We start from the raw sequence: 24,254 nt of genomic DNA on the forward strand, positions 1-24,254 counted from the left end.
GATCGGCGCCGGGATCGGAGACGGACGTCCTGATCAGCCGCCGGTCTGGCCGAGCCTGGAGCGGTGGGTCCGCGCCCATTGTCGGAAGCCGGTCAGGGCGACGCCGTAGGAGGCGAGCGCGTCGATCGGGGCGTGATATCCCACCTCGTTGAGCCATTCCTCGCCGCGGACGACCGCCGGTGGACGACCCGCGGTGACGGCCTGCGACGGGGTGAGCGAGACCGCCCTGACCGTCCGCTGCGTGACGGTGCCGATCGTGGCGGCCACCTCGTGCATGGTCGGCGCCTCGGCGGCCAGTTCGATGCTCTGCCCGGAGAAGCGGCCGGGCCGTTCGAGCGCCGCGGCGGCGAAGGCCGCGATGTCGCCGGCACTGATCATCTGCACTCTGACGTGCCGTCCGACGGCGGTGACGATCTCGCCCCGGGCCAGCTCGGGGAACATCAGCGGCGCCTTGGGCGGAAGGAGGTTCTCCATGAGGAACGACGGCTTGAGGATGGTGTAGGCGGGCAGGCCGCCGTCGCGGACGGCTTCCTCGATCCGGTGCTTGGTCTCCCAGTACGCCTCGTTCCAGTGGCCGGTGCCCCAGCGGGGCATGCGGGACAGATCGCCGGTGCCGGCCACGGAGGTCTGGACGAAGTGCCGGACGCCTGAGCGCCTGGCCGCCTCGATGAGGAAGGTGGCGTTCGCCAGTTCGGCGCGGTCGTCGCCGGGATCGCGGAGCGGCACCGCGAACACGGCGGTCACACCGTCGAGTGCGGCTTCGACCGCGGCCGGGTCGCCGAGATCGCCGGCGGCCACCTCGGCGCCCCACTCGGTCAGGTGGCGGGCGCGGGCGGGTTCGCGGGTCAGGGCGCGCACCCGGTGGCCGCGGCGCAACAGGCCGCGCACCGCGGCCGATCCCTGGGTGCCGGTCGCTCCGACGACCAGGACCGAATGCCGTCTGTCGTCCATGATTCGACCTTCCTGTCCATCTCGATGCGCGGCCGCTCACCCGGCCGTGGCGACGTCGAGCGGGCCGCGCCGGTAAACGGACCGTATGGTCAGGTTGAATCTGGCATAACCGGACCGGGCGGTCAACTTGTGCTAGGGTCGCCGGAAACACCAGTTGGGAGGCGAGGCGCCACGTGCCGACCCCATCGCAGACACACCGCCTGCGGGCCGACGCCGTCCGCAACCGCCAGGCGCTGCTCGCCGCCGCGCGTGAGGCGTTCGCCGAACACGGCATGGAGGTGTCGATCTCCGAGATCGCGCAGCGCGCGGGCATCGGGAAGGGCACGGTCTTCCGCCACTTCGCGACCAAGGAGTCGCTGGCGGCCGCGATCGTGGCCGACCGGCTCGACGAGCTGGCGGCCACGGGGCGCACGCTGCTGGAGGACGCGGACCCGGAGGCGGCCCTGCTGGAGTTCATGACGGCGGGCGTGGCCCTGCACGTGAGCGACCGCTCCTTCTGCCAGGCGGCGACCACGGACGTCCGCGGGGATCCGGTGGTTCGCGCCGCCGCGGACCGCCTGACCGGCGTCGCGGAGGCGCTCACCGGCCGAGCCAGTAGGGAGGGCGCCATCCGCGGTGACATCACCGGGGAGGACGTGATCCGGATGCTGACGGCGGCCTGCCAGGCCGCCGCGCCGGAGCGGGACGTCACAGGGGCCTGGCGCCGATACCTTCACCTGATCTTCGACGGATTGCGGTCCGAGGGAGCGCGCCCCCTGCCGCCCCTGTCACCACTGCCACCTCCCGCCTGGCAGGCGCCGCTTGACCCTGACACCGTGTGAGGCGCTGGAATCGGCCACATCATGTTCAGCATCGGAGACTTCGCCAGGCACGGCCGTGTGTCGGTCCGCATGCTGCGCCACTACGACGCGATCGGGCTGCTCCGCCCGGCCCACGTCGATCCCGTGAGCGGCTACCGCTTCTACGAGGCGGGCCAGCTCGCCCGCCTCAACCGGATCACCGCGCTCAAGGACCTGGGCTTCACGCTCAGACAGGTGCGGGAGGTCCTGGACGAGCAGGTGAGCGCCGGGGAACTGCGCGGGATGCTGCGGTTGCGGCAGGCGGAGCTGGAGGCGGCGATGGCCGCCGCGGCGGCCCGGCTTGCCCAGGTCGAGGTGAGGCTCCGGACGATCGAGAGTGAGGGACACATGAACACCGACGACGTGGTGATCAAGCGCATCCCCGCCGTCCGGGTGGCGGAACTCAGCGGAGTGGCGCGCAGCTACGAACCAGAGGACATCAGCCCGGTCGTCGGCCCGCTGTTCCAGGAGCTGTGCCGCAGGCTGGACGAGGCCGGGGTGCCCCCGGTGGGGCCGGGGATCGCCTACTACGAGGACGCCCCGGGCGGCGACGGGATCCTCGCGCACGTGGCGATGCCGGTCGCGGTCGCGCCCGAGGACGGTCACGACTTCGCGGTCGTGGACCTGCCCGCGATCGAGAGGGCGGCCACGATCGTGCATCGCGGTCCGATGGACGACGTCCTTCCGACCGAGCAGACGCTGGCCCGCTGGATCGCCGACGGCGGCCACCGCTCCGCCGGATACGCCAGGGAGCTCTACCTGGAGGCCGGGGAGGATCCCGCCCGGTGGGTCACCGAACTCCAGGAGCCGCTCGCCGGCTGAAGGACGCCGGAGTCTCAGAGCCAGCCGGGTTTGACCAGGCCCGACTCGTACGCGATGACGACGAGCTGGGCCCGGTCGCGGGCGTGGAGTTTGCTCATCGTGCGGCTCACGTGGGTCTTGGCCGTCGCCGGGCTCATGTAGAGCCTGGCGGCGATCTCGTCGTTCGTCATGCCGGTGCCCACGAGCGCGAGCACCTCCCGCTCGCGCTCGGTGAGCGGGTCGAGGCGGGTCACGATGCCGGGCTCCTTGGCGCGGGCGACGTACTCCGCGATGAGCCTGCGCGTCACGCCGGGGGACAGCAGGGCCTCGCCGGAGGCCACCACCCGGACGGCCTGGATCAGCTCGGCCGGCTCGGTGTCCTTGACCAGGAAGCCGCTCGCGCCGCCGCGCAGGGCCTCGAAGACGTACTCGTCCAGCTCGAACGTGGTGAGCATGACGATCTTCACATCCGCGAGGGCGGGGTCGTCGCCGATGTGGCGGGTGGCCGTCAGGCCGTCGGTGCCGGGCATGCGGATGTCCATCAGCACCACGTCGGGGCGCAGGTCCCGGGTGAGCAGGACGGCCTGCTCGCCGTCGCCGGCCTCGCCGACGACGGTCATGCCCTCCTGTGCGTCGAGCAGGGCCCGGAACCCGGCCCGGACCAGTGCCTGGTCGTCGGCGAGCAGGACGCGTATCAATTCGTCTCCTTCTGGTTGGCGGCGGCGGGCAGGGGGAGGCGGGCCTCGACGCGGAAGCCGCCGCCGGGCCGGGGGCCCGCCGTCAGCGATCCGCCGAGCGCCGCGGCCCGCTCACGCATGCCGGGAATGCCGTTGCCGCTGCCGAGGCCCGCCTCGGCCCGCGCCGCTCCCGCGCCGTCGTCCTCGATCACCACGGTCAGCTCCTCCGGCGCGTACGCCACGCGTACGGTCACCCGCGAGCCGGGCGCGTGCCGCGAGACGTTGGTCAGCGACTCCTGCACGATCCGGTAGCCGGCCCGGTCGATGCCGGCGGGCAGCGGGCGCGCCTGCCCGGTGACCTCCAGCGTGACCGGCAGGCCGCTGCGCTCGGCGAGGTCGGACAGGTGGGCCATCCCGGCCGTGGGGGAGCGCGGCGCGCCGTCCCTGAGCAGGCTCAGCACGCCGCGCATCTCGGTCAGCACGTCCTTGGACGCCTGCTTGATCGTGGTCAGCGCGGTGCGGGCCTGCTCGGGGTGGTCGTCCAGGATGTGCAGGGCGGTGGACGCCTGGACGTGGATCAGCGAGATGTTGTGGGCGAGCACGTCATGCAGCTCCTGGGCCATGGTGAGCCGTTCCTCGCTCGCCTGCCGCCGGGCCTCCTCCCGCGCCACCCGATCGCGTTCGGCGAGGCGCTCGCGGCGCACCCGCTGGAACTCCGCGACGGTGAGCGTGAGCAGCAGGTAGGCTGCGACCGCGGTGTGGTGGAAGAGGCTCGCCCGATGGGGGATGAGCCAGGTGGCGTAGGCGACCACGAACAGGAAGAACGCCCCCGACGACAGCCACGCCGCGCGCCGGTGCCCCGACAGCACCGCATTGAAGATCACGATGATCGGGCTGAGGAACACCGGCCCGTACGCGTAGCCGAACAGCATGTAGACCGAGGTGGCCGTGAGCGTGACGACCAGCACGGCGACGGGCGCGCGGCGGCGCAGCGCGATCGCGAGCGGCCCGACCACCAGCAGCGCATAGCCCCACCAGGTCAGCGGCACCCGTCCGAGGTCCGGGTTCCGCAACTGCCAGTACTGCGCGCCTATCGTCAGGAACACCTGGAGGATCCCGATGATGACCGGTAGAACGGGATCGATGCGGTGATACATCGCGGAACGGGAACGCACCCCCGCACGCTAGGCCATCGCCGCTGGTCACCGCATCCCCCCGTCGCGGCAGTCCGCCGTACGACGGAAGGAGTAGCGTGCGCCGGCGTCCAAAAGCGGACAATCCAGCAGCAATATTGACTACGTTGAGTCATGCTGGGGTAATCGGTCTGGTCGTGTGGAGGTGCCGGGGCATGAGGAGCGTCGTCGTCGCGTCGTTGGGACTGCTCACGTTCGCGGGCTTCCTCGCGCCGTCCGTCCACGCCGCATCGGTGGGATCGGCGGCGGAGGTCAAGCGGCCGGTCGCGGAGGGGTACGGCGGGGCCGTGGCCACCGTGGACCTGGACGCGAGCAAGGCCGCGCTCTCGGTGCTGCGCCAGGGCGGCAACGCGATGGACGCGATGGTGGCGGGGGCGGCGGCGCTGGGCGTGACCGAGCCCTACTCGGCCGGGCTGGCCGGGGGCGGCTTCATCGTCTACTACGACGCCCGCAAGCGGAAGGTGACCACGATCGACGGGCGGGAGACCGCCCCGCGGGCGATGACCTCGACGGCGTTCGAGGGCATCCCGTTCGACGAGGCCGTCACCAGCGGGCTGTCGGTCGGCGTCCCGGGCAGCGTGGCGCAGTGGGACATGGCGCTGCGCCGGTACGGCACGATGCCGCTGCGGCAGGCGCTGCGCCCCGCGATCGAGATCGCGGAGAAGGGCTTCGTCGTCGACCAGACGTTCCGCGACCAGACGCAGCAGAACTCCGTCCGCTTCGCCGACTTCACCTCGACCGCCTCGCTCTACCTGCCGGGTGGGCAGCCGCCGCCGGTCGGCTCGGTCTTCCGCAATCCCGATCTCGCGCGCACCTATCGTGAGCTGGGCATCCGCGGCCCGGCCTGGTTGTACGGCGGCGCGCTCGGCCGGGAGATCGTCACCACCGTGAAGAAGCCGCCGGTGCGCAGGGGAGCCACCAGGAACGTCAGAGCCGGCCTGATGGAGGTCTCCGACCTCAGCGCCTACCAGGCGATCGAACGGCCGCCCGCCAAGGTCACGTACAAGGGCCTCGACGTGTACGGCATGGCGCCGCCGTCGTCCGGGGGATCCACCGTGGGGGAGGCGCTGAATATCCTTGAGGCACTGCCGAAGATCGGCCCGCACGAATATCTGGAGGCGTCCCGGCTCGCCTTCGCCGACCGCAACGCCTACGTCGGCGACCCGGCGTCCGTGGGCGTGCCGCTGGATCAGCTGCTGTCCGACGGGTTCGCCAAGGAGCGCGCCTGCCTGATCGGCCCGCGGGCGATGGCGCACCCCGCCGCGCCGGGTTCGCCCGACGGCTCCTACGCGCCGTGCCCCTCGGCGATCCCGGGGGCGTCGGGGGCGTCGGTCCCCGAGGAGAAGGAGGGGCCGGAGACCACCCATCTCGTGGTGACCGACCGCTGGGGCGACGTGGCGGCCTACACCATCACGATCGAGCAGACCGGCGGCAGCGGGATCGTGGTGCCGGGGCGCGGCATCCTGCTCAACAACGAGCTGACCGACTTCACCTTCGGCCCGGCGCCGGGCGACCCCAACCTGCCCGCTCCCGGCAAACGCCCGAGGTCGTCCATGGCCCCCACCATCGTGTTCAAGGACGGCAGGCCGCTGCTCGCCGTCGGCTCGCCCGGCGGCGCGACGATCATCACGACCGTGCTGCAGATCCTGGTGAACCGGCTCGACTTCGGCATGTCGCTCCCGGAGGCCGTGGCCGCGCCGCGCGCCTCGCAGCGCAACACCGCCGCCACCCAGGCCGAGCCCGCGTTCGCCGAGCGGTACGGCGCGGAGTTGACCGCGCTCGGTCACACGCTGACGAGCGTCCCCGGGTCGCCGGTGGGGGAGATCGGCGCGGCGACCGGCCTGGAGTTTCTGCGTAACGGGCGGGTCCAGGCGGTCGCCGAGCCCGGCAGGCGTGGTGGAGGCAGCGCTCTCGTGGTCAGCCCGCACCGCTGATTCGCTCAGCCCCGGTCGGCCTCCCCGGGTCAGCCCACCGCTCAGCCCACCGGTCGCCCCCCGCCGCCCCAACGGTCGGCGCCCCGGGTCGGCGCCTTGGTCAGGCCTGGGCGCCGATGAGCTCGTAGGCCGCCGGATTCACCTTCCGGGTCCGCGCCCAGTATTCGAAGGTGAAGCCGGGCCACAGCGTGCGGTTCCTGCCGTGCTCGTCGAGGTACCAGCTCGTGCAGCCGCCTGCGCTCCACACCAGCCGGTCGAGCCGCCGCTGCAGGCGGTCGTTGAAGGCCCGCTGCGCCGACGGCCGTACGTCCAGGGCCTTCGCCCTGGTCTTCGACAGCAGCCGCAGGCAGTCCATGACATACCGGACCTGCGACTCGATCATGAAGACGACCGAGGTGTGCCCGAGGCCGGTGTTGGGGCCGAGCAGGAAGAACAGGTTGGGGAAGCCCGCGACCGTGATTCCGTAGTAGGCCTCGATGCCGTCGCGCCACGCATCCTGGATCTTGACGCCGTTCCTGCCGGCGATTCGCTGCGCGTCGAGGGAGTCGACCACCTGGAAGCCGGTGCCGTACACGATCGCGTCGACCTCGTGTTCGCGCCCCGCGGCGTCCACGACCGACCGCTCTGTGATCTCGGTGATCCCGTCGGTGACCAGCTCCACGTTGTCCCTGGTCAGCGCGGGATAGTAGTCGTCGGACTGCAGGATCCGCTTGCAGCCGATGGTGTAGTCGGGCGTCAGCTTCGCGCGCAGCCCCGGGTCGGGCACCTGCCGGGCCAGGTGCCGCTCGGCCATCGCCCGGTGGACCTTCATCAGCCGGGGATCGATCGTGAAGCCCACGGCACGGGTCTCCAGCAGCCAGTAGACGGCGTCGCGCAGCAGGCGGGCGCCGCCGGGCGTCTCCATGGCCCGCTTCAGCCGTCCGTCGATCGGCAGGTCCGGCCTGGGCTGGATCCACGGTGCGGTGCGCTGGAAGACGGTGAGCCGGCTCGCCTGCTCGGCGACGACCGGGACGAACTGGATCGCCGACGCGCCGGTGCCGACGACCGCGACGCGTTTGCCGTTCAGGTCCGCGGAGTGGTCCCACCGGGCGGAGTGGAACGCGGTGCCGGTGAAGCGCTCACGGCCGGGGATCTCGGGGAGCGACGGCACATGCAGGGCGCCGATGCCGGAGACGACGGCGTGGGTCTCGAAGGTCTGCCCGTCGCCGGTCGACACCCGCCACAGGGCCCGCTCGTCGTCGTACTCCAGCCCGCAGACCTCCGTGCCGAACCGCAGGTGGGGCTCCAGGCCGTACTTTCGGGCGCAGGCCCGCAGGTAGTCCCAGATCTCCTCCTGCGGGGAGAACAGCCGCGACCAGCCGGGGTTGAGCTCGAACGAGAAGGAGTACAGCGGCGAGGGGACGTCGCAGGCGCAGCCGGGATAGGTGTTGTCCCGCCAGGTGCCGCCGAGCTCGTCGGCCTTCTCCAGAATCACGAAGTCGTGATAGCCGGCCTCTTTGAGCTTGATGGCCATGCACAGCCCGGCGAACCCGGAACCGATGATCGTGACGCCCGGACTGGGCATGCGTCCTCCCCGTCCTATTGGAAGATCTGTCCAACGTATTCCGGCGCGTGGGCCGGGTCCAGGGGCCGGTGCGTCCGGCCGGAGCGGCCGGGGAGGTCCGTCATGGGGACGCCCTTGGCACCCCTCACTGTACGTACGCCGAGTCGTCGGCGGGCATGACAAAGCCGCCGACGGGCGCGGTCGTCGGCGGCTGGCACAGGTATGTCAGCGAACCAGCAGGTAGGCCACCACTGCGAGGATCACGACGACCGCCACACCGGCGGCGATCCAGATCGGCAGGCGGGAGGACGGCTGCTCCGTGGAGGCCTCTGTGTCCTGCTGGTGCGCGAACGCCCGGAATGCCTGGGTGTTTCCGGCCGGGTCGATTTGAGGGTCGGACATGGGCATGACTCTAGCGACACATGGTGCGCCCTGGCCGTGATTTGTCGGATTTTGCCCTCTCCTGGTGGTGGCTTGGTGTTGTCCCGAGGCACCGGCGCGAATACCGGACCGGTGTGGGCGGCGGATAGCGTTGTATCCATGCTCCGCACCCTCCTGGCTCCCCGGCTGGTGGCCCTGCACCTGCTGGTCATCGGGGTGCTCGTGTCCTTCACCTTCCTCGGCCGCTGGCAACTCGGCGTCTTCGAGGCGTCGGGCGGCCCACGACGGGCCCCCGACCCCGCGCCGGTGGCCGTCACCGAGCTGACCCAGGTGGGACAGCACATCGGCGGCACCGCGATCAGCCGCAGGGTGACCGCCACAGGGACCTACGACGCCGCGAACCAGCTGCTGGTGGCCGACCGGGTCGCGGACGTCGCCGCCCCCGGCGGCCGGGCGGCCAGGGGGAGCGGATTCTGGCTGCTCACGCCCCTGCGGCTCACGGACGGCACGGTCGTCTCCGTCGTACGCGGCTGGGTCCCCACGGCGGCAGATCCCGCCACGGCCGTGCCCGAGGGCACCGTCACCGTGACGGGCCGGCTGCGGCCGGCCGAGCAGACCGACGACGTGGTGCGCAGTGGGAATCTGCCACGTGGCCAGGTGGCGACGGTGTCGACGGCGGAGCTGATCAACGTGTGGCCGGAGGCGCGGGTGCGGGACGGGTTCCTCGTCGCGACCGCGCAGCAGCCGCCGTCCCGCGTCACGCCGGTGGCCGTGTCGGCGCCGACCGAAGGCGGCGGCTTCAACTGGCGCAACCTGGCCTACGCCCTGCAGTGGTGGATCTTCGCGCTGTTCGCCGTGTACATGTGGTTCCACTTCGTACGCGACGCCCTGCGCGGGCAGCGGGAGCGTAAGAGTGAGGAGCCGCAGCCCGCCGGGCCCGCCGCGCAGGTGGAGGCCTGAGCGGCCCTGGAGCCTGGACCACCAGGTGGCACGGATATCGTGTGGTGACCGTTTCCCCAGCAGAGGTAATGATTGACGTGGAATCCGCGCTCAACTTCTATCGCGTCATGGCGTACATCGTCGGCGTGATGCTGCTCGTGCTGTGTGCCGCCATGGTCGTCAAGTACGGCTTCGACAGCGACACCATGGTCGCGGTCGTCGGGCCGATCCACGGCTTCCTGTACATGATTTACCTCGTGGCCGCGATCAACCTGGGCCTGATCAAGGCCCGCTGGTCGGTGGGCTACCTGCTGCTGGTGCTCATCGCGGGGACGATCCCGTTCCTGTCCTTCATCCTGGAGCGGAGCGTCACCGAGCGGGTCCGCAGGAGGATCGCCACCGCCTCCTGAGCATCGCGAAACGGCCGGGCGCCGCGACGGCCGCCCGGCCGGTGTTCCCTCGCGGGTCTTGGCGGGGTCTCAGCCGCCGATCTGGCGGCGGCGGATGCGCCGCAGCCGCGCCCGCTGCGACTCGTCGAGCATGAAGTAGGCGACGACCGGCGCACCCAGCGCGCCGATCGCGATCAGCCAGGCCAGGAGCGTCGGCACCGGAAGGATGAAGACCAGCACGGCCACCACCGCCGCGCCCACGTAGTACTTGCCCAGTGGCGACATCGTCAGGCCTTTCGCGTCGGGTCCCACGCGGGACGTCGTCCCGCGTCGCCTGGGAGAACGTCCGAAGTCCCGGCGGAGTTCCGCGAACGCCCGCGGGGAGACGGCCGATCCCGGCCGGCGCCCTTCCGCGTCGCGGCGCCGCGGCGCCCGGGAGACGAGTGACCGCCTCCGGTCGGCTCCGCGGCGCCGCGACGCTCTCCGCTCCGGTCTCCGGTCTCTGATCTCCGGCTGGGCCGCGCTCCCGACGTCGACGGGACGAACTCCGTTCCCGCACGGCGGCCCGCCCGCAGACTCAGCCTTCGCCGGACTCCGACTTGCCCATCGCCTTGCGGATCACATCGCGAGCGCGATCCATCATCGCGATCGGCGTCCCCATCAGTACGTTCGCCGTCGCCGATTCGACCCCGGGGTGCGGGTGCGTGGGAGCCATCGCCTCGGCTGCCTTGACGCCGACGGCCATCGCCTTGCGCTCGCCCTCGGACGTGCTCGCCTTGAGCTCGGAGAACTCGTAGCGCTCCTCGGCGGCGGCGTGGGCGAACACGGCGGCCCGCAGCCTCTCCAACTCCTGGGAGAACTCCGGCGTCGTCACGTCCATGTCGTCGAGGCGGCTGAGCATCTCCTTCGCCTCTTCCTCCTCCTGGAGGCGGTTGTCCACGATCGTGTCACCGCCGACCAGCTTGCGCCGCGCGTAGGGGTGGACGATCTCCTCCTCCGCCGTCTCATGGACGGCGAGCAGGCGGACGAGGCGGCTGAACGCCTCCTTGCGCTGCTCCCCCTGGCATCTGTCGACCTCGTCGAACAACTCGCGGATGAGCACGTGCTGCTGTGTCAGGAGATCGATCACGTCGTTCTCCCGCATGGTCTCCGGTCTTGACTGGCGGTCCATAGCGCCTCCTATCTGGTCATATCGGGGCTACCCGCAACCGGGAAGCGAAACCCCTGACCTGCGGATTCGGCTCCCAGAAGCGATGCCATGGTCCGCGGCGCCCCGGCGTGGGCGGCGTGGGCGGCCGATATTCACCGATGCACGGGATCTGCACACTTCCGGACGACAGCTCTGCACAGAGGGCATCTACGCTTCCCTCCATGGCTACCCCTCAGCAACGCCGCGTCCTCGTGGTGGAGGACGACGACACCATCGCGAACGCCGTACGGCTCCGGCTCGCGGCGGAGGGCTTCGACGTACGTGTCGAGGGCGACGGGGAGGGGGCGCTCGCCGCCTACGCGAAGGCGGAGCCCGACGTCGTCGTCCTCGACCGGCTGCTGCCGGGCCTGGACGGGCTCGAGGTGTGCCGCAGGATGCAGGCCGCCCGGCCGGTCCCGGTGCTGATGCTCACCGCGCTCGGCGAGGAGACGGACGTGCTGGTCGGCCTGGGGGTGGGGGCCGACGACTACATCACCAAGCCGTTCAGCATGCGGGAACTCGTCGCGAGGATCCACGCGCTGCTGCGGCGGGTGGAGCGGGCCAGTCTGCTGGCTCACGAGGACACCGTGATCCGGGTCGGCGAGGTGGAGATCAACACGGCCGAGCGCCGCGTGTTCGTCCGCGGGGCCGAGGCCCAGCTCACCCGCACCGAGTTCGACCTGCTGCGGCGTCTCGCCGAGCGGCCTGGCCAGGTCTTCGAGCGCGAACGGCTGCTGTCGGACATCTGGGGCTTCTCCGAGGCCGCCGCGACCCGGACCGTGGACAGTCACGTCCGCGCGTTGCGCCGCAAGCTCGGCCCGGAGGTCGTCCGCACCGTCCATGGCGTGGGATACGCGCTCGTCCGTCCGTGACGCTTATTTAGGGAGAGCCAGGCGTTGAGGCCGCTCGACTTCCTCGGCAGGATCAAGGTCAAGCTCGGCATCGTGATCGTGCTCGCCGTGGTCGCGGCGTTCGTCGTCAACGAGGTCGGCATCACCTCCGGCCTGTCCCGGGACCTCAGGATCGCCATCGCCGTCGTGCTGGCGCTGATCATGGTGCAGCTCCTCGCCCGCGGCATGACCCGGCCGCTGCGCGAGATGGCCGCCGCCGCGCAGACGATCGCCAAGGGCCGCTACGGCCTGCGGGTGAGCGCGACCTCCCGGGACGAGGTGGGGGAGCTGGCGCGGGCCTTCAACGCCATGGCGGCCGACCTCGCCGAGGTCGATCGCCAACGGCGCGAACTCGTGGCCAACGTCAGCCACGAGCTGCGCACGCCGATCACCGGTCTGCAGGCCGTGCTGGAGAACATCGTGGACGGCGTCACGCCGCCCGACCTCGACACCCTGGGCACGGCCCTCGCCCAGACGCAGCGGCTCGGCCGCCTGGTGGCCCAGCTTCTCGACCTGTCGCGGCTCGACTCGGGGGCGCGGCTGATCGAGCCGGAGGAGCTGGACCTGGCGTCGTTGTGCCGGCAGGCCGTATCGGAGGCGACTCTCGCGCGTGACGACGTGACGGTGGCGAGCGCGGTCACGCCGGGGACGGTGCTGTCCGCCGATGCGGCCCTGCTCGCCCAGGTGCTGGCCAACCTGCTCGACAACGCCGTACGGCACAGCCCGCCCGGCGGCACGGTCCGGGTCGAGGCGCGGCCGGCCGGGCCGAACCTGGAGATCAGCGTGACCGACGACGGCCCTGGCATCCCGGCGGCGGAGCGGGCCCGGGTGTTCGAACGCTTCTCGCGGCTCGATGCCGGACGGGCCGCCGACGCGGGAGGGGCCGGGCTCGGGCTCGCCATCGCCCAGGAGATCGTCGAATTGCACGGCGGGTCGATCGCGGTGACGGACCCGGTCCCCTCTGCGATCAACGCCGCGATGCGGGCCGCGATCACCACCGCGATCCCCGCCGCGGGACGGGCCGCAGGCGGAGGCCGGAGGACGGCCCCGGGGTGCCGGATGGTCGTCGTGCTGCCACGTCACGGGGAGGCCGCGGCCAGGGAGAGCACTGCCAGGGAGACCGTGGCCGGGGAGAGCACGCCCAGGGAGATCGCGGCCGGACTCGCCCTCACCGGAAGGGGACACATGGACGTCCGGAAAGCGGGCGCGGGCCGCACCGCCGGTCGGCCCGGCGGGAAGAACTCAGCCGGGGGCGACGGTGCCGAGCTGGAGGGTGCCGAGCTGGAGGGTGCCGACCTGCGCGGTGCCGACCTGCGCGGTGCCAAGTTGGGTGGTGCCGAGCTGCGCGGTGATGGTGACGGTGCCGTGGACGGTGACGCTGCCATGGACCGTGCCGTCCTGACCGAAGGCGCTCTCGTCGTGGCCGAAGAGCGGGGGGAGACCAGTGCCGTACCCGCTCCGACAGGCGGCGGTGCGGAGCGGCACGCATGCGGCGCACGGGACGAGGATGCCCGGCCGTCCGGGAGCTCGGACGGTGGTGAGCGATCGGAGGACAGCCCAGGGGAGAGGTCGGAGTCCCTCGGATCGGAGTCGCTCGGGTCGGAGTCCGGCAGGCAGGAGTCGCTCGGGTCGGAGTCTCTTAGGTCGGAGTCGCCCAGGTCGGAGTCCCTCCACGAGGGCCCGGCTCCGTCCCTGCGGGCCGAGAGCGCGCAGGCAGCCGCCGCCCGGATCGGTGACCAGGGCGTCTCTCCGGAGGGCATCGGTGCCGCCGGCGACGGCGAAGACCATGAGTCTCGGCGGCCCGACCTCGTCCACGCACGAGCGGACCAGCAGTCCGCGGCCGCGCCGGCCGGCGGTGCCGGCCTACGGACGCCCGCGCCGCCCATGTCCGCGTCACCTATGCCCCCATCGCCTATGCCCGGGTCGCCCGTGTCCGCGTCGCCCGTGCCCGCGTCGCCCATGCCCCCATCGCCCGTGCCAGCGTCACCTCCTGGCTACGACCGCGCCGGGCACCTGGCGCGGGTGGCGCTGGGGGCGGGCGTCGGCATGTTCGCCGGATTCCTCACCGGGCTGATCGTCTCGGTCATCCTCGGCTTGGGCGTCATGACGCTGCTGCTGTTCACCGTCGCCGGCACGATCGCGGGAATGATGCGCGGCTCGTCATCGGCCCACCGAGCCGCGACGGCGGGCGTGCCGCCGTCGCCCTGGCCCGCTCCCGGGCCGATGTCCGGGCCTGTTCCCGGGCCCGCCCCCGGGCCGTCGCCCTGGCCCGCCCCCGGGCCGATGCCTACGCCGATGCCCGTGCCGGTCGCTCGCATGGGCTCCGCCGAGGCCGCGGCCCGGGGCGTGGGAGTCTCCCTGCCGCCCGCGGTGCTCACCGCCCCGGCATCCGCGGAGCAGCGGCCGGTCTCCCCGGAGCCGCCCTCGACCGGCCCGCAGGGGCCGGGGCGATATCCGCCGCCGCCCGCGTATGTGCCGCCGCCGCTGTTCCCGAGGCCGGAGCTGCCGGACGCGCCCCGGTGGCTGCTGCCCGCCGCCGCGGCGGCCGGCCTGGTCGCCGCCGTCGCGCTGCCGGACGCGTCGCCCGGACTGGGATTCGCGCTGACGGCGGTTGCGATGGGGGCGGCGGCGTTCCCGGCGGTGCTGCCGCTCCGGCGAGGACGGATCGCGCCGTGGACGGTGGCCTTCGGCCTCCTGGCGTACGCGCTGGTCTCCGTGGCGCTGTTCCGCGACGCCGACTGGCTGGTCGGGCCGGTGCTGCTGGCCGCGTTCGGAGTCGGGTCCCTCGCGGTGTCGGGCGGCGGGCGGGGCTGGCTCGCGGTGATCAGGGGAGGGGTCTCGGTCCTGTTCGCGGTGCTGCCGTTGCCGTGGTTCCTGGCCGGGCCGCTCCGGACGCTGACGCGGCGGCGCCGGATGCTGCCTACGCTGGTCAGCGCCGTGGTGACTATCGTTCTGCTGGCCGTCTTCGGCCTGCTGTTCTCCTCCGCCGACGCCGTCTTCTCGGCATTCCTCACCGACCTGCTGCGTGCGCCGGAATGGGCGCGGAGCCTGCCCTACCGGGTCTTCGTGTTCTGCGTGTTCGCTGCGCTGGCAGGGGCGGCGGTGCTGGTGGGCCTGCGGCCGGTGGCCGAGCCCGCCGCACCCGACCTGCGGATGCCCCTCGGCCGCCAGGTGTGGGTGATCCCGCTGCTCGGGCTGAACCTGCTGTTCGCGGCGTTCGTGACCGTGCAGATCACGGTGTTGTTCGGCGGGAGCCGCAGGGTGCTGACGACGGCGGGCCTCACCTACGCGCAGTACGCGAGGTCGGGCTTCTTCGAACTCGTCACGGTCAGCCTCTTCGTGCTCGGCATCGTGGCGGGCGCGGTGGCCCTGCTGCGCCGCCAGAGCCGGGCCGACCGCTGGCTGCTCGCCGTGCTGCTCGGCCTGCTGTGCGCGTTCACGTTGGTCATCCTCGCCTCGGCGCTGCACCGGCTCGGCCTCTACACCGACGCGTACGGCCTGTCGCGGCTGCGCGCCTCGGTGGAGGCGACGATCTGGTGGCTCGCCGCGGTGTTCGTGCTGGTCCTGGCGGCGGGAGCGGTGCGCCTGTCCGGCGGCGGCACGTCCTGGTTCTTCCGCGCGCTCGTGCTGCTCACCGGGGTGTCGCTGCTGGCGTTCGCGGTGTGGGACCCCGACGCGCGGGTGGCCGAGACCCAGCTGACGGTCCGGGGTGTGGAGCGGCTCGACCACGGCTACCTGAGCGAGCTGGGGGCGGAGGCCGTGCCGATCCTCGACCGCCTGCCCGAGCCGGACCGCAGCTGCGTGCTGAGCGACGTGGTGGCGGTCAACGACCTGTGGAGGCCGGACCCCTGGAACGGCTGGAACCTCGCCAGGGCCCGCGCCCGCGAGGTGCTGGAGCGGCGGCCCGTCGTGCGGACCGGCCACTGCCCCGTCTCGTCACGTGTGCCCGGCCCGCACGACTGATCTAATCGGGGAGGTGACCTTCGATGTGCTGATCACCGGTGGCCGCGTCGTGGACGGCACCGGAGCCCCCGCGTTCGGCGCCGACGTCGGCGTGCGCGGGGGCCGGGTCGAGGCGGTGGGCCGACTCGGCGCGGCCGAGGCGGCGGTGCGGATCGACGCGGCGGGCAGACTCGTGCTGCCGGGCCTGGTCGACTGCCACGCGCACGGCGACGCGGCCGTGTTCGACCCGCTCGTGCAGCACGCCGCGCTGCGGCAGGGGGTCACGACGTTCGTGCTGGGACAGGACGGGCTGTCGTTCGCGCCGGCCACCTCCCCGGCCGCCTTCGCGTACGCGAGCCGCTACTTCGCGGCGGTCAACGGCCCGCACCCGCACGTGGACGGGCCGGTGAGCGTCGCCGAGCTGCTCGCCGGATACGACGGCGGGACCGCGCTCAACACCGTCTACCTGCTGCCGCACGCGACGATACGGTTCGACGCGATGGGCCCCGCGGAACGCGCCGCGGACGGCGACGAACTGCGCGCCATGCTGCGCGCGGTCGAGACGGGCCTGGCCGAAGGGGCGGCCGGACTGTCGTCGGGCCTGGAGTACGCCCCCGGCCGCTACGCCGACGCCGCCGAACTGGCGGCGTTGTGCGCACCGCTGGGCGGCCTGCCGTACGTGACCCACATGCGCGCTTACGGCGCGTCCGCGCAGGTGGGGATGGCGGAGGTCGTGGAGATCGCCCGGCGGTCCGGCGCGGCCGTGCACGTCTCGCACCTCCACGGCCCGGCGTCCATCCTGCTGCCGCTGGTCGAGGAGGCCCGGCGGCAGGACGTCGACCTGACCTTCGACACCTATCCCTACCTGCGCGCCAGCACGATCCTGGCGATGGTGACGCTGCCGCCGTGGGTGCCCGCCGCCGACCCCGACCGCGCCGTGGCGATGCTGTCCGCAGAGCAGTCCGCCGAGCGGGACCGCCTCGCCGGGGAGTGGGCCGGACGCGACGACCTGTGGCCGCGGATCACCCTCTCGCACGCCCCCGGGTTCGAGTGGGCCGAGGGGATGACCCTGCCCGCCGCTGCGGCCGAGTACGGCGCCACCCCCGCGGAGTTCTGCCGGGTGCTCCTGGTGGAGACCCGGCTCCAGGCGGGCTGCGTGCAGGCCCGCCCCGACGAGGGCCCGGCGGGGGAGGAGTCGGTGCGCGCCGTCATGCGCGACCCCGGCCACACCGGCGGCTCCGACGGCATCTACGTGGGCGGCCATCCGCACCCGCGCGGCTTCGGCGCGTTCGCCCGCTACCTGGGCCGGCACGTGCGCGAACTCGGCGACCTCACCTGGGAACAGGCCGCCGTGCACCTGTCCTCACACCCGGCGCGCCGCTTCCGGCTGCCCGACCGCGGTCTCGTACGGCGTGGCCAGGTCGCGGATCTGATCGTCGTCGACCCGGCCGCGGTGGCGGACACGGCGACCTACGACAGGCCCCGGTCGCTCGCCGTGGGCGTGGACGACGTGCTCGTCGGCGGCGTGCCGGTGCTGCGCTCCGGCGAACTCACCGGCGCCACCCCCGGCCGCGCGCTGCGCCCCGCCTGAAGGCCCGAGCGCGGCAGGGACGGCAAGCGGGCCGGCGCCGTGCCCGGCATGGGAAGCCCGGGAGCGCCGCCGGTCCGCCGCCGGTTCGCCGCGCCTCAGCATGCCCGGCCCGCAGCCGCGGCGTACCCCTGGGCATGCATGCCACTGGTCGGGCGCCGGGGTCATCGCCGCCGATCGGTGCGGAACCCGTCCTGGTCGCCGGCCACGACCAGGCCGGATTCGTACGCGAAGACGACGGCCTGCGCGCGGTCGCGCAGGTCCAGTTTCGTCAGCAGGTTGCTCACGTGACTCTTGACCGTGTGCTCGGTGACCACCAGATCCGCGGCGATCTCGGCGTTGGACCGGCCGCGTGCGAGCAGCCGCAGCGTGTCCATCTCCCGGTCGGTCAGCTCACCGAGTCGCTGCCGCAGCCCGGGCCGGGCATGTCCACGCCCGACGAAGTCGGCGATCAGGCGCCGGGTGATCGCGGGTGCCAGCAGCGACTCCCCCGTGGCGACCAGGCGGACGGCGCGTGCGAGGTCGTCCCGCCGTACGTCCTTGAGCAGGAAGCCGCTGGCCCCGGCGCGCAGGGCGTCGTAGACGTACTCGTCGGCGTCGTACATCGTCAGGACCAGCACCTTCGCGTCGGTCCTGCGGCACACCTGTGCGGTGGCCTCCACACCGTCCAGGCCGGGCATCCGGATGTCCATGAGCACCACGTCCGGCTCCAGTTCGACCGCCTTCGCGACGGCCTCGGCGCCGTCGGCCGCCTCGCCGACCACGGTGATGTCGTCGTGAGCGTCGAGGATCATCGCGAAGCCGCCGCGGAACAGGTCCTGGTCGTCGGCGACGAGTACGCGCAGCATGCCGTCAGCCGATCGGAAGGGTCGCGGTGACGGTGAGACCCGGGTTTCCCGGCCGGACGGCGAGCCGGCCGCCGCACGCCGTGACCCGCTCCCGCATCCCGATCATGCCGTGTCCTTCCCGTAGCTCCCGCGCTCCCCGGCCGTCGTCGGCGACCTCGACCTCCAGGGTGTCACCGGACCAGCGGAGCCCTACCTGGACGGTGCTCGCTCCGGCATGCCGGAGCGTGTTGGTCAGCGCCTCCTGGATGATCCGGTACGCGGCGATGTCCACGTCGGAGGGAAGGCGCCGCGGCTCGCCACGCACGTCGGCGCGGACGTCCAGGCCCGCCCTGCGGGCGTTGTCCAACAGGCCGGGCAGGGCGTCGAGCCCCGGCTGCGGCCCCCGGGCCGGAGCCTGGCCGCCGAGTGCCTCGCTTCCGCGCAGCGCGCCGAGGATCAGGCGGAGCTGGCCGATCGCGTCCCGCCCGGCCGCCGCGATCGCCTCGAAGACCGCCTCGGCCTTCTCCGGATGATCGCGCGCCACCAGCGGGCCGGTCTCCGCCTGGATCACCATGAGGCCGACCGAGTGGGTCACGATGTCGTGCATGTCGCGGGCGATCCGGGTGCGCTCGCGTGCTACCGCGGCGGCGCGTTCCTCGCGGATGCGGGCCTCGCGCTCCCGTTCCGCGTCCCGGCCGGCCCGCCGGGCCCGTGCGCCCACGCCGAGGGCGTACGCGGCGACGATCGCGGTGAGGAGGTAACGGTAGGTCTCCAGATTCTCGTGCGGGACGACGAGCGACACGGCCACGCCGGCGACGAGACCCGCGATGCCCACGGCGCGCCGAGCCCGGGAGAGATCCGTTTCCGCGAACGTGTAGGTGCACACCAGCACGCCGTATGGCAGCAGCAGCACCAGAGCCCCGGAGTGTGGCAGCGACTTCGCCGTGATCGCCATGAGCGTCGTGGCGCACCCCACGACCGCCCCGACGGAGAGGATGGCGCGGCGCCGCCACAGCACGGGCACCGACATCAGGGCGGCGAGCGCCACGGCCCACCACGGCTGCGGGTGAGGGACGAGGACGGGCGTCACCGTCATCACGGTGACGACGGCGGCGATCGCGACGTCGGCCCTTGATGGACTGAGAATGCTCGCCCGCATGACCGGCTCCGGGGTTGTCGGAGGGAACCCGGCAAGACTATGCGCGCGCCCCCCTCCCTCGCCTCCGCCGTTCGGCTGACGGCCGTCTCACTCCTTCGAGTGAAACCCGGTGCCACGAGTCTCCGAGCGGTCCCGGTCCCTGCGAGTGGCGCCCGGATCGCTCCCGCCGGTGATGTGCGTCCAGGCCGGAGCCGGGAGGGTCGGGGCGACTGGAGAAGGAGGCTGCACGATGCACTCACCGATTCGGCGTCCGGCCGTGGCGCTCGCCGCCACGGCGCTGTCGGCGACGCTGTTCCATTTCGGCACCGGGCTCACGCCGGTGCCCTGGCTGACCTGGCTCGCACCGCTGCCGGTGCTCGTCCTCGCTCACCGTGTCGGCGCCCGGGCCGCGTTCCTCGCGGCGTCGGCCGCCTGGCTCGGCGGTCAGACGATGATGTGGGGCTACTTCCTCGACACCGTGCAAATCCCGCCGCCGATGGTCGTGTCGCTGATCATCGGGTCGGCGCTGCTGTTCGGGCTGATCGTCCTGTTGTCGCGGGCGCTGCTGATGAGGGGGCGTCCGCTGACGGCCGTCGCCGTCGTGCCGGCTGCCTGGGTCGCCGTCGAGTACGCGTTCTCGGTGCTGTCGCCGAACGGGGCGTGGTGGAGCCTGGCCTACACCCAGGCCGGCGTCCTTCCGGTCCTGCAGACCGCCTCGGTCACCGGGCCGTGGGGAATCACCTTCCTGCTCCTCGGGGTTCCCGCGGCCATCGCCGCGGTCCTCGCGCCGCGGGCGCCAGGCCGGGAGGCCGGGCAGCAGACAGGCCGGGAGACAGGGCGGGAGGCAGGCCGGGAGACAGGGCGGGAGGCAGGGCGCGCAGGGCGGCTGCGGGTGGCGGTCACCGCCGTGACCGTCCTGGCCCTGGCGCTCGGCTACGGCGCCTGGCGGCTGCGCGCGCCGTACGGTGAGAGCTCGGAGAAGGTGGCGCTGCTCGCCACCGACCGGGACGGCTGGGTCCCCGTCGCCTCGGCGGAGGGACGTGCCCTGCTCGGGCAGTACACGGCGCGGATCCCGGGCCTCGCCGCGCGCGGCGCGCGGGTCGTGGTCATGCCGGAGAAGGTCTTCGTCGCCGACGACGCGACGCTGCCCGTCCTGGCGGCGCCGCTGGCGCGGCTGGCCGCCGACCACCACGTCGACATCATCGTCGGGCTGATCCTCAAGCGGGCCGGCAGCCTCCGCAACGCGGCCCTCGACTTCCCCGCCGACGGGAGCCGGCCGGTCGAGTATTTCAAGCACCACCTCATCCCCGGACTGGAAAGCGACTTCCAGCCCGGCAACCGCAAGGCCTTCGTGCCCGGTTCCGGTTCCCGCTGGGGGATCGCGATCTGTTTCGACCTGGACCTGCCCGGCCTGGTGCGCGACTACCGCAGGAGCGGCGCCACGACGCTCTTCGTGCCCGCCTGGGACTTCGACCGGGACCGCTGGCTGCACGGCAGGATGGCGGTCACCCGGGGTGTCGAGACCGGGCTCACCGTGGCGCGCGCGGCGCGGGACGGCGACCTGGTCGTGAGCGACGCCTTCGGCCGGATCCGGACGGAGGCGCACAGCGCGGACGCGCCGTTCGTGTCCGCCCTCACCGCGCTACCCACCGGCTCGGCCGACACGCCCTACACACGGTTTGGCGACTGGTTCGCCTGGGCCTGCGCGCTCCTGCTGTTGCTCGGACTCGCGTCTGCGACCCGCGCCCGGAGTGCCGCAGGCGCTGGGGGCGCTGAGGGTGCTGAGGGTGCGGCAGGCGACCGGCGTGCGCCGGCCGCACACGCCTGAAACCTTCGCGCCCCCGGCTCGACCAGCACCGGCCTGGCCGCGCACAGCCGTGCGGAGCCGTACACCGTGCACAGCCATGCACAGGTGTGCCCGGGGGCGCGTCGCCCGGGTCCTGGTCGACGGGCTCGCCGGGCTACTCGGCCAGGACCTGGCGCAGCGTGACGGCGAAGTTGTCCGGATCGCCCGGCATGCCGAACGTGTCGTCGAGGAACCCGCCGTGGTTGCTGGGGAAGATCACGGGCTTGGTGCCGAGCCGCTCGGCGACCGCCTCGCCCGCGCGGCGGGCCAGCTGCCCCTCCGACTCGACGCCGACGCCGACGACGACGCGGGTCGGAGCCGCGCGGAGCGCGTCGAAGTCGGGCTCGTAGTGCGTGCAGGTCATGAGGTTCTGCTCGAACAGCACGTCGCCACGCGCACCATCGTCCTGCGTCGGCAGCCCGAATTCGGCCGGGCTCCGCATGGGCCGATCGGCGAAGTCCGCCGGGATCTCGCCCTGGTGGCCGGTGACCGCGATGAACTTCATCATCGCCGGGCCGAAACCCTCCCGGTCGTAGGTCCGCCGGATGTCGGACACGGCGGCCAGCGCCTGCTCCCGGTCCGGCAGCGTCTGGGCGGCGGGCGGCTCGTGCGCCACGAGCGTGCGCACCTGTTCCGGATGCCGGGCGACGAGCGCGAGCCCGTTGACCGCGCCTCCGCTGCTGGCGAAGATGTCCACCGGCCCGCCTCCGAGCGCGTCGATCAGCCGGTGCAGGTCGTCGGCGTGCAGGCCGGGGGTCGACTCGGTTGCGCCGTCGGTCCGCGTGCTCCGGTCGCTTCCGCGCGGGTCGTAGGTGACCACCGTACGGTCCTGGAAGTGCCGCGCCAGGGCGGCGAACCCGGCGGCGCCCATCGGCGATCCGATCAGTAGCAGGATCGGCTCGGTGGTCGCCCCGGCCTCGCGCACGTCGTAGTGGAGAACGCAGCCGGGCACCTCAAGGGTGTGGGTCCTGGGCTCGGTCATGGGAGCGCTCCTCTGTGTGAACTGCGGAACCACGGAGCCCGGTAAGGGCGGTCACACCCTATCTCGAACGTGTCATCGAATGCGGGCCGACTCGCGGAACCGGTGGCCGCGGTGCGACCCGCCGCCGTCCGGCCGTCGTCACACCGCCGTACGCGCCTGTTCCACCTGCCGCGCGATGCCCAGAGCCCCGCTCGCCTCCGCGAGCGCGGCCGCCTCGTCGAGCAGGCGCAGGGCGTCGTCCCGGCGGTCCTCGGCGGCGGCGATGTAGGCCAGCCCGACCAGGTTGGCGGCGACGCCCGCGTCGAAACCGAGCTCCCGGCGCAGCCGGACCGATTCCTCCAGCCGTTCCCGCGCCGCCTCCAGCCGCCCGGCCCCGTGCTCGGCGATGCCCAGATGCCTGAGCGCGTAGGACATGGTCAGCCGGTCGCCGGCCTTCGCCGCGAGCTCGTACGACCGCCGCAGCGCGGGCCCGGCCGCCTCGTCGTCGTGCCGCACGACCTGGTGGAAACAGCCGATCCAGAAGATCGCCTCGCCCTCGCCGCGCTCGTCGCCGAGCCGCCGATAGAGCTCGGCGGCCCGCTCGAACAGATCGAGCTCGCGAGGGTCCTCCTCGTGGTGTTCGAGGAACCGCGCGTGGGCGATCCGGCCGCGGGCCAGCGCGAGACCGGCCTGGACCACGCCGACGTCCTGTCCGGTTCCCGCCGTGGCCAGGTCGGCTTCCACCCCGTCCAGCTCCCGGTCGGCCTCGGTGAGAGCCGAGGCGTCACCGCCGAAGACCGCCTTCTCGTAGAGGGCCCCGGCCCGTTCGAGTCGTACGTCGCCGCGCATCCCGGCCCCTATCATGATCATCACGCTGTGAGGTCGCGAGTCTACCTCCGAGGCGGTGGTCCAGTACGATCCACAAGGTGGTCTGAACCGGGACAACGAGGGGGCGGCGTGGGTTTCGCGGACAGCCCCCCGCAGGACGGCGCATGGGGCAACCCGCCGACGCCGCCACGAGGGCTCCCGGAGATCGCCGTCGACGCGCGCACCCGCGGTTTCCTGTGGCCGGGCGAGCCGATCGGCGGACGGGAGTTCGCCGAGGCCCGGCACTCCCTGTTCGACGGGGCGTTCACCTGGCCGGTGATGACGGCACGGCGCTCGGCCCTCGACCACAACATCGCGACGCTGGCGCGCTTCGCCGACCGGCACGGCCTGGCCTTCGCGCCGCACGCCAAGACCACGATGTCGCCGCAGCTCGTCCGCGCCCAGCTCGACGCCGGAGCGTGGGGGATCAGCGCCGCCACGCCCGGGCAGGTGCTCGCCCTCCGCTCCTTCGGCGTCCCCCGCGTGCTGCTGGCCAACGAGATCTTCGACCGCGGCGCGCTGCGCCTGCTGGCCGGCGAGATCGGGCGCTTCGACTTCCTCTGCTACGCCGACTCGGTCGAGGGCGTGCGGGTGCTCGACGAGATGGCCGGCGACGTGCCGTTCCGGGTGCTGGTCGAGCTGGGCCACCCGGGCGGCCGGACCGGCTGCCGCGGCCAGGACGAGCTGCTGGCGGTGGCCCGCGCGGTGCGGGAGGCCCGGGGGACCGAGCTGGCCGGGGTCGCCGGCTACGAGGGGACCCACCACGAGGCCGCCGAGGTGCGCGGGTTCCTGCGCGACCTGGCCCGCGCGGCCCGGACGCTCGCTCCGCAGACGGCCGGCCCCATGGTGGTCTCCGCCGGGGGCAGCTCGTGGTTCGACCTGGTGGCCGAGGAGCTCGCGCCGCTGACCGGGGAGCCGGGCGTCACCGTGGTGCTGCGCAGCGGCGCCTACATCGCCCACGACGACGGCTACTACGCCGAGCACACGCCGTACAACCGGCTGGAGGGCGAGCTGCGCCCGGCGCTGGAGGTCTGGGCCCAGGTCCTGTCCGTGCCCGAGCCGGGTCTCGTGCTGGCCGGCATGGGCAAGCGGGACGTTCCCCACGACATCCACCTGCCGTTTCCCAGGGCCGTGCGGCGCGGCGGCCGGGGTCCGGCCGAGCCGCTGACCGGGGTGACGGTCGTCAAGGTGCAGGACCAGCACGCCTATCTCGACGGCGACGCCGGACTGCGCCCGGGAGACCTGGTGTCGTTCGGGCTGTCCCATCCGTGTACGGCCTTCGACAAATGGCGCGTCATCCCCGTGGTGGACGACGACGACATCGTGATCGATCTGATCAATACGTGTTTCTGATGGAGC

Annotated in this window: 21 protein-coding genes; 10 read left to right on the top strand and 11 right to left on the bottom strand. The window is 72.8% G+C overall.

Annotated features, from left to right (window positions below; all coding sequences use genetic code 11):
* Window positions 1-33: 33 nt before the first annotated feature.
* Window positions 34-951 (bottom strand): NmrA/HSCARG family protein, encoded by a 918-nt coding sequence (locus ACGFIB_RS17040; protein WP_393372638.1) that lies wholly within the window; start codon window positions 949-951, stop codon window positions 34-36.
* A 173-nt stretch (window positions 952-1,124) separates the two neighbouring features.
* Here ACGFIB_RS17040 and ACGFIB_RS17045 point away from each other — a divergent pair, with 173 nt between their 5' ends.
* Both ACGFIB_RS17045 and ACGFIB_RS17050 read left to right on the top strand, forming a co-directional pair.
* Window positions 1,125-1,772, top strand: a complete 648-nt coding sequence (locus ACGFIB_RS17045) for a TetR/AcrR family transcriptional regulator (protein ID WP_393372641.1) — start codon at window positions 1,125-1,127, stop codon at window positions 1,770-1,772.
* Between the two features lie 21 nt (window positions 1,773-1,793).
* Entirely contained in the window at window positions 1,794-2,612 is an 819-nt protein-coding gene (locus ACGFIB_RS17050) for a MerR family transcriptional regulator (RefSeq protein WP_357250824.1), read from the top strand.
* 14 nt (window positions 2,613-2,626) lie between these two features.
* Here the strand turns inward: ACGFIB_RS17050 and ACGFIB_RS17055 are convergent, their stop codons facing one another.
* Window positions 2,627-3,289, bottom strand: a complete 663-nt coding sequence (locus tag ACGFIB_RS17055; RefSeq protein WP_357250821.1) for a response regulator transcription factor — start codon at window positions 3,287-3,289, stop codon at window positions 2,627-2,629.
* The gene (locus ACGFIB_RS17060; protein ID WP_393372644.1) at window positions 3,286-4,443 is read right to left on the bottom strand and encodes a sensor histidine kinase; all 1,158 of its coding nucleotides are present in this window, start codon (window positions 4,441-4,443) and stop codon (window positions 3,286-3,288) included. The genes ACGFIB_RS17055 and ACGFIB_RS17060 overlap by 4 nt, the downstream gene beginning before the upstream one ends.
* 173 nt (window positions 4,444-4,616) lie before the next feature.
* Here ACGFIB_RS17060 and ggt point away from each other — a divergent pair, with 173 nt between their 5' ends.
* Entirely contained in the window at window positions 4,617-6,395 is a 1,779-nt protein-coding gene (gene ggt, locus ACGFIB_RS17065) for a gamma-glutamyltransferase (RefSeq protein WP_357250816.1), read from the top strand.
* 100 nt (window positions 6,396-6,495) lie between these two features.
* Here ggt and ACGFIB_RS17070 read toward each other — a convergent pair whose 3' ends face one another.
* Window positions 6,496-7,959, bottom strand: coding sequence for a flavin-containing monooxygenase (locus ACGFIB_RS17070; protein WP_393372648.1), 1,464 nt, complete (start codon window positions 7,957-7,959; stop codon window positions 6,496-6,498).
* 204 nt (window positions 7,960-8,163) lie between these two features.
* On the bottom strand, window positions 8,164-8,340 hold the full coding sequence (locus tag ACGFIB_RS17075) for a hypothetical protein (protein ID WP_191054634.1): 177 nt from the start codon (window positions 8,338-8,340) through the stop codon (window positions 8,164-8,166).
* 138 nt (window positions 8,341-8,478) lie between these two features.
* Between ACGFIB_RS17075 and ACGFIB_RS17080 the strand changes: the two genes are divergently transcribed.
* Both ACGFIB_RS17080 and ACGFIB_RS17085 read left to right on the top strand, forming a co-directional pair.
* Window positions 8,479-9,279 carry an SURF1 family protein gene (locus ACGFIB_RS17080; RefSeq protein WP_357250811.1) on the top strand — a complete coding sequence of 267 codons (801 nt, stop codon included), beginning with the start codon at window positions 8,479-8,481 and terminating at the stop codon, window positions 9,277-9,279.
* Window positions 9,280-9,347: 68 nt separating this feature from the next.
* Window positions 9,348-9,668, top strand: coding sequence for a DUF3817 domain-containing protein (locus ACGFIB_RS17085; protein WP_357250808.1), 321 nt, complete (start codon window positions 9,348-9,350; stop codon window positions 9,666-9,668).
* 69 nt (window positions 9,669-9,737) lie between these two features.
* On the opposite strand, the gene ACGFIB_RS17090 is transcribed toward ACGFIB_RS17085, so the two are convergent.
* A complete protein-coding gene (locus ACGFIB_RS17090) occupies window positions 9,738-9,959 on the bottom strand; it encodes a hypothetical protein (protein ID WP_357250805.1) in 222 nt (73 codons plus the stop codon).
* 265 nt (window positions 9,960-10,224) lie between these two features.
* Entirely contained in the window at window positions 10,225-10,818 is a 594-nt protein-coding gene (locus ACGFIB_RS17095) for a hemerythrin domain-containing protein (protein WP_223853051.1), read from the bottom strand.
* A gap of 200 nt (window positions 10,819-11,018) precedes the next feature.
* On the opposite strand from ACGFIB_RS17095, the gene ACGFIB_RS17100 reads away from it, so the two are divergent.
* From ACGFIB_RS17100 to ACGFIB_RS17110, 3 genes are read left to right on the top strand one after another with little or no spacing between them, the layout of a single operon-like run.
* Window positions 11,019-11,708, top strand: coding sequence for a response regulator transcription factor (locus ACGFIB_RS17100; protein WP_142569770.1), 690 nt, complete (start codon window positions 11,019-11,021; stop codon window positions 11,706-11,708).
* A gap of 24 nt (window positions 11,709-11,732) precedes the next feature.
* Window positions 11,733-15,689 (top strand): DUF4153 domain-containing protein, encoded by a 3,957-nt coding sequence (locus tag ACGFIB_RS17105; RefSeq protein WP_393372655.1) that lies wholly within the window; start codon window positions 11,733-11,735, stop codon window positions 15,687-15,689.
* Between the two features lie 13 nt (window positions 15,690-15,702).
* Complete coding sequence (locus ACGFIB_RS17110; RefSeq protein WP_393372658.1) at window positions 15,703-17,259, top strand: N-acyl-D-amino-acid deacylase family protein; 1,557 nt, start codon at window positions 15,703-15,705, stop codon at window positions 17,257-17,259.
* A 161-nt stretch (window positions 17,260-17,420) separates the two neighbouring features.
* Here ACGFIB_RS17110 and ACGFIB_RS17115 read toward each other — a convergent pair whose 3' ends face one another.
* Together ACGFIB_RS17115 and ACGFIB_RS17120 are read right to left on the bottom strand one after the other, a co-directional pair.
* The gene (locus tag ACGFIB_RS17115) at window positions 17,421-18,104 is read right to left on the bottom strand and encodes a response regulator transcription factor (RefSeq protein WP_357265632.1); all 684 of its coding nucleotides are present in this window, start codon (window positions 18,102-18,104) and stop codon (window positions 17,421-17,423) included.
* A 4-nt stretch (window positions 18,105-18,108) separates the two neighbouring features.
* The gene (locus tag ACGFIB_RS17120) at window positions 18,109-19,242 is read right to left on the bottom strand and encodes a sensor histidine kinase (protein WP_393372662.1); all 1,134 of its coding nucleotides are present in this window, start codon (window positions 19,240-19,242) and stop codon (window positions 18,109-18,111) included.
* Between the two features lie 229 nt (window positions 19,243-19,471).
* Here ACGFIB_RS17120 and ACGFIB_RS17125 point away from each other — a divergent pair, with 229 nt between their 5' ends.
* Entirely contained in the window at window positions 19,472-21,049 is a 1,578-nt protein-coding gene (locus ACGFIB_RS17125) for a nitrilase-related carbon-nitrogen hydrolase (RefSeq protein WP_393372665.1), read from the top strand.
* A 133-nt stretch (window positions 21,050-21,182) separates the two neighbouring features.
* Here the strand turns inward: ACGFIB_RS17125 and ACGFIB_RS17130 are convergent, their stop codons facing one another.
* Window positions 21,183-22,049 (bottom strand): alpha/beta fold hydrolase, encoded by an 867-nt coding sequence (locus ACGFIB_RS17130; protein ID WP_393372667.1) that lies wholly within the window; start codon window positions 22,047-22,049, stop codon window positions 21,183-21,185.
* 138 nt (window positions 22,050-22,187) lie between these two features.
* Entirely contained in the window at window positions 22,188-22,892 is a 705-nt protein-coding gene (locus ACGFIB_RS17135; protein WP_393372669.1) for a hypothetical protein, read from the bottom strand.
* A gap of 198 nt (window positions 22,893-23,090) precedes the next feature.
* On the opposite strand from ACGFIB_RS17135, the gene ACGFIB_RS17140 reads away from it, so the two are divergent.
* Window positions 23,091-24,248 (top strand): alanine racemase, encoded by a 1,158-nt coding sequence (locus tag ACGFIB_RS17140; protein WP_393372822.1) that lies wholly within the window; start codon window positions 23,091-23,093, stop codon window positions 24,246-24,248.
* The last annotated feature ends 6 nt before the right edge of the window (window positions 24,249-24,254 follow it).

The sequence above is a fragment of the Microbispora bryophytorum genome, assembly GCF_043197435.1.
Taxonomy (GTDB): domain Bacteria; phylum Actinomycetota; class Actinomycetes; order Streptosporangiales; family Streptosporangiaceae; genus Microbispora; species Microbispora bryophytorum.

What these genes read in the sequence shown, in the direction of transcription:
- ACGFIB_RS17040 (WP_393372638.1), bottom strand. Translation starts at nt 951, where the DNA reads ATGGACGACAGACGGCATTCGGTCCTGGTCGTCGGAGCGACCGGCACC.
- ACGFIB_RS17050 (WP_357250824.1), top strand. Translation starts at nt 1,794, where the DNA reads ATGTTCAGCATCGGAGACTTCGCCAGGCACGGCCGTGTGTCGGTCCGC.
- ggt (WP_357250816.1), top strand. Translation starts at nt 4,617, where the DNA reads ATGAGGAGCGTCGTCGTCGCGTCGTTGGGACTGCTCACGTTCGCGGGC.
- ACGFIB_RS17070 (WP_393372648.1), bottom strand. Translation starts at nt 7,959, where the DNA reads ATGCCCAGTCCGGGCGTCACGATCATCGGTTCCGGGTTCGCCGGGCTG.
- ACGFIB_RS17075 (WP_191054634.1), bottom strand. Translation starts at nt 8,340, where the DNA reads ATGTCCGACCCTCAAATCGACCCGGCCGGAAACACCCAGGCATTCCGG.
- ACGFIB_RS17080 (WP_357250811.1), top strand. Translation starts at nt 8,479, where the DNA reads ATGCTCCGCACCCTCCTGGCTCCCCGGCTGGTGGCCCTGCACCTGCTG.
- ACGFIB_RS17085 (WP_357250808.1), top strand. Translation starts at nt 9,348, where the DNA reads ATGATTGACGTGGAATCCGCGCTCAACTTCTATCGCGTCATGGCGTAC.
- ACGFIB_RS17095 (WP_223853051.1), bottom strand. Translation starts at nt 10,818, where the DNA reads ATGGACCGCCAGTCAAGACCGGAGACCATGCGGGAGAACGACGTGATC.
- ACGFIB_RS17100 (WP_142569770.1), top strand. Translation starts at nt 11,019, where the DNA reads ATGGCTACCCCTCAGCAACGCCGCGTCCTCGTGGTGGAGGACGACGAC.
- ACGFIB_RS17115 (WP_357265632.1), bottom strand. Translation starts at nt 18,104, where the DNA reads ATGCTGCGCGTACTCGTCGCCGACGACCAGGACCTGTTCCGCGGCGGC.
- ACGFIB_RS17120 (WP_393372662.1), bottom strand. Translation starts at nt 19,242, where the DNA reads ATGCGGGCGAGCATTCTCAGTCCATCAAGGGCCGACGTCGCGATCGCC.
- ACGFIB_RS17125 (WP_393372665.1), top strand. Translation starts at nt 19,472, where the DNA reads ATGCACTCACCGATTCGGCGTCCGGCCGTGGCGCTCGCCGCCACGGCG.
- ACGFIB_RS17130 (WP_393372667.1), bottom strand. Translation starts at nt 22,049, where the DNA reads ATGACCGAGCCCAGGACCCACACCCTTGAGGTGCCCGGCTGCGTTCTC.
- ACGFIB_RS17135 (WP_393372669.1), bottom strand. Translation starts at nt 22,892, where the DNA reads ATGATAGGGGCCGGGATGCGCGGCGACGTACGACTCGAACGGGCCGGG.